The sequence below is a fragment of the Burkholderia sp. Cy-637 genome (assembly GCF_011753175.1).
GTDB classification, from domain to species: Bacteria; Pseudomonadota; Gammaproteobacteria; order Burkholderiales; family Burkholderiaceae; genus Burkholderia; species Burkholderia gladioli.
Map to the genome: position 1 here is coordinate 40,125 of NZ_VWWC01000035.1, position 10,519 is coordinate 50,643.

At 65.3% G+C, this 10,519-nt stretch carries 5 protein-coding genes and 1 pseudogene; 1 reads left to right on the forward strand and 5 read right to left on the reverse strand.

What is annotated here, in order from left to right; genetic code table 11:
* Window positions 1–128 precede the first annotated feature (128 nt).
* The 4 genes from F3J10_RS12755 to purL all read right to left on the reverse strand — a co-directional run bounded on the left by F3J10_RS12755 (window position 129) and on the right by purL (window position 8,703).
* Window positions 129–743 carry a hypothetical protein gene (locus tag F3J10_RS12755; RefSeq protein WP_167242241.1) on the reverse strand — a complete coding sequence of 205 codons (615 nt, stop codon included), beginning with the start codon at window positions 741–743 and terminating at the stop codon, window positions 129–131.
* Window positions 740–1,897: an AAA family ATPase gene (locus F3J10_RS12760; protein WP_167242242.1), complete on the reverse strand. Its 1,158-nt coding sequence runs from the start codon at window positions 1,895–1,897 to the stop codon at window positions 740–742. The genes F3J10_RS12755 and F3J10_RS12760 overlap by 4 nt, the downstream gene beginning before the upstream one ends.
* Window positions 1,898–2,401: 504 nt before the next feature.
* The gene (gene ilvD, locus F3J10_RS12765) at window positions 2,402–4,261 is read right to left on the reverse strand and encodes a dihydroxy-acid dehydratase (protein ID WP_025100296.1); all 1,860 of its coding nucleotides are present in this window, start codon (window positions 4,259–4,261) and stop codon (window positions 2,402–2,404) included.
* Between the two features lie 371 nt (window positions 4,262–4,632).
* On the reverse strand, window positions 4,633–8,703 hold the full coding sequence (gene purL, locus F3J10_RS12770; RefSeq protein WP_167242246.1) for a phosphoribosylformylglycinamidine synthase: 4,071 nt from the start codon (window positions 8,701–8,703) through the stop codon (window positions 4,633–4,635).
* Between the two features lie 298 nt (window positions 8,704–9,001).
* Between purL and F3J10_RS12775 the strand changes: the two genes are divergently transcribed.
* On the forward strand, window positions 9,002–10,306 hold the full coding sequence (locus F3J10_RS12775; protein ID WP_167242243.1) for an FAD-dependent oxidoreductase: 1,305 nt from the start codon (window positions 9,002–9,004) through the stop codon (window positions 10,304–10,306).
* Between the two features lie 87 nt (window positions 10,307–10,393).
* Here F3J10_RS12775 and F3J10_RS12780 read toward each other — a convergent pair.
* Window positions 10,394–10,519 (reverse strand): annotated as a pseudogene (locus tag F3J10_RS12780) (EscU/YscU/HrcU family type III secretion system export apparatus switch protein); the annotation flags it as partial.

A 10,519-nucleotide genomic window follows, 5' to 3' on the forward strand; every position in this document is an offset into this window, starting at 1 on the left:
GAAAATTCTGACAGCCCCGTTCCACCCGATAACATCCATCCGTCGGCGCCCCACTCGATGCATCGTGAATTCATATCAGAGACTCTAAGCCGTCGTCCGAATTTCAATACATTAGCTATCCATACAACTCACTCTTCTACGCCATCCTGCAACAAAGAGGCAACTCTTGGAATTGCCCGGGCCAAACTTGGTGCTCGATCAATAGCCCGACCTATGTTCCAGTAGTTTTTGACGAAATCTGTCATGTGAACGTTATAGCCTAGGCCAACGGGTGATGTAGCCCCTTTGCCAGGCAGCATCTCATCTCGCAATTCTCGTCGCTTACTCTTCTTGACGAGGGCGAGCAGCGCTTGCTTCGGGTCGGGCACGGCCTCTGGCTGTGTCGGAAACAAGTCCTTGCTAACGGTAGCAAAATTTGAGAATCCCACATGGTCTGCAAGAACCCAAGCCTCCGCCTCCTTCACAGCAAGTCGCATTGAAAGCCTTTGACTGACATTCGGCGGAAGCCACGAATTGCGCTGCGTTACCACGCATGGGGCTTGGTCCGCATCGGCGACCATTAATACAGGCATCACATTTTTTGCGACATTGTTCATAGCCGGAATTTTTTGCCTGAATGGGGCCTCTCCTCCGGCGACGATTCTCTGCTGGACATCTACAGCTATGCCGCTATGCGCGATTAGGGCGTCGGCTATAGCGCAGCACAATTCGTCCTCGCCTACGATGAAAACGGTCCGGGTCATGCGAACAACCCAAGCTGATCGATTCCTTGTGGATGTGTCTTGGGCAATAAAACGTCTGCAGGAGACAGTCCCGATGACATCAACTGGAGTTCCGTCTCGTTCGCGATACGAGCGCGGGTGCCGTCGCTCGCCGGCTCAAGCAAAAGAATTGCCCTGCCGTCAAGGGGATTGCGCAACAGCGCCTCACTGTGAGTCGTGATAATCACTTGCCGCCCAAAGGTCTTTTGTTTTCGGAGCACGCGGTCAATCATCAACGGGATGTGCGCCACAATCGAGTCGTTTAGGGAAAGCTCAGGCTCTTCCAGCAGCAACAGCGAATTGCTCTCTTGCAGCATCCAAAGCAGCCCAAGTAGCCGCAATGTGCCATCGGAGAACTGGTCCTCACGCTGCCATGCACCGTGAATGCGCCAATGCTGGTAGGACGCCATCAAGTGCGGCAAGCCAGTGATTTTGTCTTGTTCGAACTTGAGTTGATTGAATTGCGGTACTGCTTTCTCCAGAGACTGTTGTATCCGACGCAAGCGGGCATCACGAGTCTTTTGTGATGTCTTCGCAATGCGCTGCAGCAAACCTTGTCCGAATGGATCGCCTTCCAATATGCGTGCACCAATCTCGGTATGCTTGAGAAGCTGCGGCACCAAATGGAGATACGTAGTTTCACGAAAGAAATCGGCAATTTCCCGGAAATCAGTATTTGAATTAATTTGCTCGATAGCGGTTTGAGTCAATCGCAGCAAGTCCCCTTTGTCTTTATTATCTGGGCGACTAAGAACAGGGGTCGTCCGCCCTGTGCGCTTCACAATTTCTCGCGTAATCAGGACGCGGTGCAAGCCTTTTCCCTCGGGTTTAAACGCGAGCGTATATTCCCACACCGGGTCCGAGTCGGCGTCCTCCGAAATGGCTACATGTATTTCGACTTCGTTGTCTGTCCGCGCTTGCAAGCACCGCAATTTCGTCAAGCCCCCTCGGTCCTCGATGGCTTTTTGCAACCCGCCGCCTGCGGGTTTGCAGATATCTCGCAAAAAGCGAAAGACATCGAGCAGATTTGATTTTCCGGAGGCGTTGGCGCCGATTACGTAGGTTCGACTTCTTAGTGGTACGTCAAGATTCTTGAAATTGCGCCAATTCTTTAGTCTTAGTCGGGTAATCAGCATATATGGACTGTTCAATAGTTTTTGCAGCGCCGGAACGGCAAATTGTCCTACGCCCTCGTTGAGGACGCCAGCAGCCAGTATAGCGCGGCCCCCGATAACTCGAAAAACCTCGTCGGTTTCTTCGCATCGTCTTAGTTGAAAACAATCATCAACTCCCGAACTGCTACCCGATCGGTTCCGCCATCTCGGTCGTTCTGCCGCGACCATCTGTTCCGGCCGATGCATCGCCAGAGGCCACCACGGCACCGAAGGGCGGCTCGTCCCTCGTGACCGAACGTAAGTAAACGGATGGTAACGGATCGCTCCTAGCCGAATTCAGACTGTCACAGAATATCTTTGCATCGCAGCAAACCAATCAGGCAACAGACGACGGCTCATGATATCCAGAACAACCGCCCGCCCCACCACCACAGAAAAAATGCCGCCCACAGGGCGGCATTTCTTCACAACCTACCGAACAGATCCCCCGATCCCAAAACCGGGCAACCCATCCGCCAACCAACCTCAATCATCCAACAACGACAAATCCCTCACCGCGCCCTTATCCGCCGACATCACCAGCTTCGCATAAGCCTTCAACGCCGCCGACACCTTGCGCGGCCGCGGCAGCACCGGCTTCCAGCCCTTCGCATCCTGCTCGACGCGACGCTTGGCGAGTTCCTCATCGCTCACCAGCACATCGATGGTCCGATTCGGGATATCGATCCGAATCCGATCGCCATCGCGCACCAGGCCGATCGCCCCACCCGCCGCCGCTTCCGGCGAGCAGTGCCCGATCGACAGCCCGGACGTGCCGCCCGAGAACCGCCCATCGGTCAGCAACGCACAAGCCTTGCCCAAGCCCTTCGACTTGATATAGCTGGTCGGATAGAGCATTTCCTGCATGCCTGGCCCGCCCTTCGGCCCTTCGTAGCGAACGATGATCACATCGCCTGCCTTCACCTTGTCGGCCAGGATGTTCTCGACCGCCTCGTCCTGCGATTCGACCACATGCGCCGGACCTTCGAACACGAGAATCGAGTCATCAACACCGGCCGTCTTCACCACGCAGCCGTCCTTGGCGATATTGCCGGTCAGCACCGCCAGCCCGCCTTCCTTGCTGAACGCGTGCTCATACGAGCGAATACATCCCTCGGCCCGATCCAGATCCAGGCTCGGCCAACGCGCATCCTGGCTGAACGCCACCTGCGTCGGAATCCCGCCCGGCCCAGCCATGTAGAACTTCCTCACGGCCGCATCATCGGTCAGCGTGATATCCCACTGCTTCAACGCATCGCCGAGCGTCTTCGCATGCACGGTCGGCACATCCGTGTGCAGCTTGCCCGCCCGCTCGAGCTCGCCCAGGATCGCCATGATCCCGCCGGCGCGATGCACATCCTCGATGTGATACTTGTTCGTGTTCGGCGCCACCTTGCACAGCTGCGGCACCACGCGCGAGAGCCGGTCGATATCGCGCATCGAGAAATCGATCTCGGCTTCCTGCGCGATCGCCAGCAGGTGAAGAATCGTGTTGGTCGAACCGCCCATCGCGATATCGAGCGTCATGGCGTTCTCGAACGCCTTGAAGCCGACCGAGCGCGGCAGCACCGTCACGTCTTCCTGCTCGTAATACTGGCGCGCCAGTTCGACGATACGGCTGCCCGCGCGCTTGAACAGTTGCTCGCGGTCCGCGTGCGTGGCCACCACCGTGCCATTGCCCGGCAGCGACAGGCCCAGCGCCTCGGTCAGGCAGTTCATCGAGTTCGCCGTGAACATGCCCGAGCAGGAGCCGCAGGTCGGGCAGGCCGAACGCTCGACTTCCGCCACCTCGGCATCGCTGACCTTGCTGTCGGCGGCCATCACCATCGCGTCGATCAGGTCCAGCTTCTTGATCTGGATGGTGTTGGTGCCCGGCACGGCCAGCTTGGCCTTGCCGGCTTCCATCGGGCCGCCCGACACGAAGATCACGGGGATGTTCAGGCGCATCGCGGCCATCAGCATCCCGGGGGTGATCTTGTCGCAGTTAGAGATGCAGACCATCGCGTCGGCGCAGTGCGCGTTCACCATGTACTCGACCGAGTCGGCAATGATGTCGCGGCTCGGCAGCGAATAGAGCATGCCGTCGTGGCCCATCGCGATGCCGTCGTCGACGGCGATGGTGTTGAATTCCTTGGCGACGCCGCCGGCCGCCTCGATCTCGCGCGCGACCAGTTGGCCGAGGTCCTTCAGGTGGACGTGGCCGGGCACGAACTGCGTGAACGAGTTGACGACCGCGATGATCGGCTTGGAGAAATCTTCATCCTTCATGCCGGTGGCGCGCCAGAGCGAACGCGCGCCTGCCATGTTGCGGCCGGCCGTGGAAGTTTTGGAACGGTATGCGGGCATTGTTGTGGTAGCGAAACAGAAAGTGACCGGGGAAAGCGGCGGCCTCGTCGACAAACGCCTTTGGGCTCGTCGAGACACGCCTGCGCGCACCACAACAGGCGCCTCTTGAGCGCCCGCCGATGCAAACCTGACGATTATGCCGTACCGCGCGCAGGGTTGCGCGCGCGGCCCGGCGGCTCGAGGCCCGGCGGCGCGGCGCCGGCCGAGGCCATCTCGACGCGATCGTCGGCGCGTCGAATCGAGCCCGATGAATCAAGCCCGATGAATCGAGCCTGGAAAACGAACTCGACAACGGTAATCAAACAACGCGGCGCGGCGCGAGGCAGTTGCCCCGAGCCACGCCGCGTATCAAACCTCGAACTTCATCGATCTCAACCAAGCCAGCGACGCGCGTTGCGGAACACGCGCATCCAGGGGCTGGCCTCGCCCCAGCCTTCGGGCGCCCAGCTCATCTGCACGGTGCGATGCACGCGCTCCATGTGCGGCATCAGCACGGTGAAGCGGCCATCGGCCGTGGTGACCGAGGTAATGCCCTGCGGCGAGCCGTTCGGGTTGAACGGATAACGCTCGGTGGCCTGGCCGCGATGATCGACGAAGCGCATCGCCACGGCCACGCGGTCGGCATCGCCCTGCTGCGAGAAATCGGCGAAACCTTCGCCGTGCGCCACCGCCACCGGGATGCGCGAGCCTTCCATGCCGGCGAAGAAGATCGACGGCGAGGACTGCACCTCGACAAACGAGAAACGCGCCTCGAACTGCTCGGACTTGTTGCGCGTGAACTTCGGCCAGGCTTCGGCGCCGGGGATCATCGACGCCAGGCTCGACAGCATTTGGCAGCCGTTGCAGATGCCGAGCGCGAAGGTGTCGGGACGCGCGAAGAAGGTCGAGAACATCTCGGCCAGGCCGTCGTTGAAGCGGATCGTCTTGGCCCAGCCTTCACCGGCGCCGAGCACGTCGCCGTAAGAGAAGCCGCCGCAGGCCACCGCGCCGGCGAAGTCGGCCAGGTTGGCGCGGCCGGCCAGCAGGTCGCTCATGTGCACGTCGTGCGCGTCGAAGCCGGCGCGATCGAAGGCATAGGCCGTTTCGAGGTGCGAGTTCACGCCCTGCTCGCGCAGGATCGCGACGCGCGGACGCGCGCCGGTGGCGATGAAGGGCGCGGCCACGTCCTCGGCGGCGTCGAAGCCCAGCACCGGCTGCATGCCCGGATCGGCCGCGTCGAGCAGCGCGTCGTATTCGGCATCGGCGCAGGCCGGGTTGTCGCGCAGGCGCGCGATGCGCCAGCTCACGTCGGTCCAGGCGCGCTGCAGTTCCGAGCGCGGCGCGTCGTAGATCTTCTTCGCGTCGCGGAACACCTCGATGCTATCGCGCTCGTTGACCGAGCCGATCACGTGCGAGCAGGTCGACAGGCCATGTTCGCGCAGCGCGGCCAGCACGGCGTCGCGATCCGCGGCGCGCACCTGCACCACCGCGCCGAGTTCCTCGCTGAACAGCGCGCGGATCGTACGGTCCTCGCGGCGGCCGCTGGTCTGCTTGGCCCAGTCCTTGGCGTCGCCGTAATCGGATTCGTGGTTCGGGTCGAGCGTCAGCATGTCGACGTTGATCGACACGCCGGCGTGGCCCGCGAAGGCCATTTCGCAGACGGTCGCCCACAGGCCGCCGTCCGAGCGGTCGTGGTACGCGAGCAGCTTGCCCTGCGCGTTCAGCGCCTGGACCGCCGTGAAGAAGCGCTTGAGATCTTCCGCGTCGTCGACGTCAGGCACCGAATCGCCCACCTGCTGCGTGACCTGGGCGAGGATGCTGCCGCCCATGCGGTTCTTGCCGCGGCCCAGGTCGATCGAGATCAGCACGCTGTCGCCGACGTCGGCCACGCGGCGCAGTTGCGGCGTGAGGTGGCGGCGCACGTCCTCGACCGGCGCGAACGCGGAGATGATCAGCGACACCGGCGAGACCACTTCCTTGGCCACGCCACTGTCGTTCCACTTGGTCTTCATCGACAGCGAATCCTTGCCGACCGGGATGCCGATGCCCAGCGCCGGGCACAGCTCCATGCCGATCGCCTTGACCGTGTCGTAGAGCGCGGCGTCCTCGCCGGCGGTGCCGCACGAGGCCATCCAGTTGGCCGACAGCTTGAGCTTGTCGAGCGAGGCGATCGGCGCGGCGGCGATGTTGGTGATCGCCTCGCCCACCGCCATGCGGCCCGAGGCGGGCGCGTCGATCACGGCCAGCGGCGTGCGCTCGGCCATGGTCATCGCCTCGCCGGCGAAACCGGCATAGTCGAGCGCGGTGACGGCGCAGTCGGCCACCGGCACCTGCCAGGGGCCGACCATCTGGTCGCGCACCGAGGTGCCGCCGACCGAGCGGTCGCCGATCGTGATCAGGAAGGACTTGCTGGCCACAGTCGGGTGCTTCAGCACGCTCACGGCCGCATCGGCCAGCGACACGCCGGTCACGTCGACCGGGATGCGCTCGACCGCCACGCGCGCGACGTCGCGATGCATCTTGGGCGGCTTGCCGAGCAGCACGTCCATCGGCATGTCGACCGGGAAGCCGTCCTGGCCTTCGGCGAGATCGTCGACCAGCTTCAGCTCGCGCGCCTCGGTGGCCACGCCGATCACGGCGAACGGGCAGCGCTCGCGCGTGCAGATCGCCTCGAAGCGCGCCAGGTCAGCCGGCGCGATCGCCAGCACGTAACGCTCCTGCGATTCGTTCGACCAGATCTCGCGCGGCGACAAGCCGCTTTCCTCGAGCTGGATCTTGCGCAGCTCGAAGCGCGCGCCCTTGTCGGCGCCGTCGACCAGCTCGGGGAAGGCGTTCGACAGGCCGCCCGCGCCCACGTCGTGGATCGACAGGATCGGGTTGGCCTCGCCGAGCTGCCAGCAGCCGTTGATCACTTCCTGGGCGCGCCGCTCGATTTCCGGGTTGCCGCGCTGCACGGAATCGAAGTCGAGCTCGGCCGTGTTGGCGCCGGTGGCCATCGAGCTGGCCGCGCCGCCGCCCATGCCGATGCGCATGCCGGGGCCGCCGATCTGGATCAGCAAGGTGCCGGCCGGCAGGTCGTGCTTGTGGGTGTGCGCGTCGGAGACGTTGCCGATGCCGCCGGCGATCATGATCGGCTTGTGATAGCCGCGCACGGTGCCGCCGACGTTCTGCTCGTAGACGCGGAAGTAGCCGCCCAGGTTGGGACGGCCGAATTCGTTGTTGAAGGCGGCGCCGCCGAGCGGGCCGTCGATCATGATCTGCAGCGGCGAGGCGATGCGGTCGGGGCGGCCATAGGGCGCGTGGGCGTCGGCCGGGTTGCGCTCGGCTACCGGCTGGGCGGCGTCGCGTGCGTTTTCCCAGGCTTCGCGCGCGCCGGGAAGGTCCAGGTTCGAGACCGTGAAGCCGGTCAGGCCGGCCTTCGGGCGGGCGCCGCGGCCGGTCGCGCCTTCGTCGCGGATCTCGCCGCCCGCGCCCGTCGCGGCGCCGGCGAACGGCGAGATCGCGGTCGGGTGGTTGTGCGTCTCGACCTTCATCAGCGTGTGCGTCAGCTCGCTGTGGCGGCCGTATTGCTCGGCGGGCGTGCCGTCGACGCCGGCGCCGCGCGGGAACCAGCGCTCGGCCTGCGCGCCGCGCATGATCGAGGAATTGTCCGAATAGGCGACGATGGTGCCCTGCGGACTCATCTTCTCGGTGTTGCGGATCATCGCGAACAGCGACATGTCCTGCTTCGCGCCGTCGATGGTCCAGTCGGCGTTGAAGATCTTGTGGCGGCAGTGCTCGCTGTTGGCCTGCGCGAACATCATCAGCTCGACGTCGGTCGGGTTGCGCTCCAGCTTCGTGAAGGCATCGACCAGGTAGACGATCTCGTCCTCGGCCAGCGCGAGGCCCAGCTCGAGGTTGGCCGTCTCCAGCGCGGCGCGGCCCTGGCCCAGCACGTCGACGCGGCCCAGCGGCTTGGCCGGCAGCTCGTCGAACAGGTGGTGCGCGTCCTCGCGCGCGGCCACCACGCTTTCCGTCATGCGGTCGTGCAGGGCGGCGGCCACCGCGGCGCGCACCTCGGGCGAGAGCGCCTTCTTGCCGCCCATGCCGAGCAGGCCGGCCTTCAGCGTGACCGTGAATTCGACGCCGCGCTCGATGCGGCGCACCGAGGCGAGGCCGCAATGCAGGGCGATGTCGGTCGCCTTGCTGGCCCACGGCGACACCGTGCCGATGCGCGGCAGCACGATGAAGGTGTCGGTCGCGCCCTTCTCGGCGGCCGGCTCGAACGGCGCGCCGTAGTGCATCAGCGCGTCGATGCGGGCCGACTCATCGGCCGACAGCGGCTCGGACGCGTTGACGAAGTGCAGGTACTGGCCGCGGATTGCGACGATATCGCCATCGATCTGCTTGAGCGTGTCGAGCAGGCGAGTCTGGCGGAAATCGGAAAGGGCGGCGGCGCCGGGAAAACACGAGAAGTGAGCCATGGGCTGGACGGACATCGATGAGTCGCGCGAGTCGGCGACATTGGGGCGAAAGGAAGACCGCAATTATACCCGGAAGTCATGCCGCCGAAGCCGTCCGCAAGCCTTTCCGAGGCCAGCGCGCCACGCCGGATCCGGCCACGGCGGGCTGCCGCGCCCGGGGCCGGCGCTCCCGCGGCGGCGGCCGGGCGCCGCCGCGAGCGCCCGGTTTGGCGCTATCATTCGCGGTTCACCGGGTTCCACACGGCCCGCACGGAAGACCAGACCCGGGTCGCGACGCGGCCCGTTTTCGAATCACAACATGGATGTCATCGTCATCGGCGGCGGGATCGGCGGCGTCGCCACCGCCTACCAGTTGCGCGCCGCCGGCCACCGCGTCTGCATGGTCGAGCGCCACGCCACCGTCGCCCAGGGCACCACCTACGGCCATGGCGGCCTGGTGCTGCCCACCCCGCTCGACGTCTGGTTCGGTCCGACCTTCATGCACCACCGCCGCGCGCTCAGGAGCGGCGTGGTCTACAAACCGGGCCTGAACGGCCCGCTGCGCCGTTTCACGCGCGAGCTGGCGAAACTGCGCGCGCCCGAGGCGTTCGCCGCGCATTACGCGAAACTCAAGCCGCTGGTCGACCTGTCGCGCGAATCGATCGCCGATATCGAGCGCCGCTTCGGCCTCGAGTTCGAGCAGCGCCCCGGCGTGCTGCACGTGATCCGCGAGCCGCAGGAATGGGCCGCCGCCCAGCCCGCGCTGGAGTTGCTGCGCGCCTACGAGGTCCCGCACCAGATCCTCGACGCCGAACAATGCGCGGCGCTCGAGCATTCGGTGCCGGCCGACCCGCCCTTCGCGGGCGGCGTGCTGCTCGAGTTCGAGCGCACCGCGAACTGTCCCCTCTTCTCCAAGCTGGTCAAGCAGACGCTCGACGAGCACGGCGTGCAGTTCTGCTTCGGCCGCGCCGTCACGGCGATCCGCGTCGAGGCCAACCGCGCCGCGGTGGAGCTGGCGCCGGAGCCGGGCGACCGGCTCGGCGCGCGCGGCAAGGAAGTCGACGTGATCTCGGCCGACGCGGTGGTGATCGCCGCCGGCACCGGCAGCGTGCCGCTGCTGGCCCGGCTCGGCATCACGCTGCCGCTGCACCCGGTGCGCGTCAATGCGCTGACCGCGCCGGTCGCCTACGAGGAACACGCGCCGCATTTGACCGTGGTCGATTCGATCAAGCGCATCACCATGACGCGCATGCACCAGCGCGTGCGGATCAGCGGCGCGCCGGTCCTGCAGAGCGAGAAGGACATCGCCAGGCCGCTGCCCGAGGCGCTCAACGACGAGGCGCTGGCCCTGCTCGGCCAGGCCACCCACGACTGGATCCCGGGTGCCGCGAAGATCTCGGCCGCGCTGCCCTGGCAGGCCACGCGGCTGTTGTCGCCGGACGGGCTGCCGGTGGTCGGGCCGACGCGCCACCCGCGCGTGTTCGTCAATCTCGGCCATGGCCCGGCCGGCTGGGGCCTCGCCTGCGGCTCTGCTAAAGTGGTGAGCGATTATCTCGGCGGCACGCCGCATCACGTGCCGGCCGACACGCTCGCCGCGCTCCACGTGGACCGCTTCGCCACCTGACGCCGCCCTCGCGCGGCGTCTCGACCGGCCGCCCCGGCGGCTCTCCCGACATGACGCCGCTCGCCCCGTCCGCCTCGCTGTCCGCTGCCCCTGCAGCGAGAAGATCCGGCCCAGCCCGCTGATCGGGTTGAGGCGGTCGAACTTGAAGCCGATCGCCTTGCCCGACAGCAGCCAGCCGCCCAGCGCGATCGGCGCGGCGAGCGCGGCCAGGCC

What these genes read in the sequence shown, in the direction of transcription:
- F3J10_RS12760 (WP_167242242.1), bottom strand. Translation starts at nt 1,897, where the DNA reads ATGCTGATTACCCGACTAAGACTAAAGAATTGGCGCAATTTCAAGAAT.
- ilvD (WP_025100296.1), bottom strand. Translation starts at nt 4,261, where the DNA reads ATGCCCGCATACCGTTCCAAAACTTCCACGGCCGGCCGCAACATGGCA.
- F3J10_RS12755 (WP_167242241.1), bottom strand. Translation starts at nt 743, where the DNA reads ATGACCCGGACCGTTTTCATCGTAGGCGAGGACGAATTGTGCTGCGCT.
- F3J10_RS12775 (WP_167242243.1), top strand. Translation starts at nt 9,002, where the DNA reads ATGGATGTCATCGTCATCGGCGGCGGGATCGGCGGCGTCGCCACCGCC.
- purL (WP_167242246.1), bottom strand. Translation starts at nt 8,703, where the DNA reads ATGGCTCACTTCTCGTGTTTTCCCGGCGCCGCCGCCCTTTCCGATTTC.